The sequence below is a fragment of the Allobosea sp. genome (genome assembly GCF_051860145.1).
Classification (GTDB): Bacteria; Pseudomonadota; Alphaproteobacteria; order Rhizobiales; family Beijerinckiaceae; genus Allobosea.
Window position 1 is genome coordinate 1 of sequence record NZ_JBHYEM010000065.1, and the last position, 535, is coordinate 535.

Annotated in this window: 1 pseudogene; it reads left to right on the plus strand. The window is 64.9% G+C overall.

The features are described 5' to 3' along the window. Positions 1-108: 108 nt before the first annotated feature. Positions 109-535, plus strand: a pseudogene (locus ACTIF2_RS27720) (error-prone DNA polymerase); the annotation flags it as partial.

The window sequence follows — 535 nt, forward strand, 5'->3', positions numbered from 1 at the left end:
CGCCTCGCCCAGACCTACAGCGTAGAGCTGCTCGCGCGCACGCTCGAGGTCGCCCAGCGATGCAGCTTCAGCCTGGACGAGTTGCGTTACCAGTACCCTGACGAGGTGGTGCCCGCAGGGGAAACACCCGCCAGCTACCTGCGCCGAATTACCTATGAAGGGGCGGGCCGCCGCTGGCCCGACGGCATTCCGGCCGCGATGCACACGCAGATCGAGCACGAGCTTGCGCTGATTGCAGACCTGGGCTACGAACACTACTTCCTCACGGTGGCCGACATCGTGGCCTTCGCACGGTGTGCCAGGGCCGCGGCAGCGCCGCCAACAGCGTGGTCTGCTACTGCACGGGTGTCACGGAAGTCGATCCGGGCCGCATGAGCGTGCTGTTCGAGCGATTCATCTCCAAAGAGCGCAATGAGCCGCCCGACATCGATGTCGATTTCGAGCATGCGCGCAGGGAGGAGGTGCTGCAGTACCTGTATCGGAACGATGGACGTGATCGCGCAGCGCTCACGGGGGTGGTGATCAGCTACCGTCC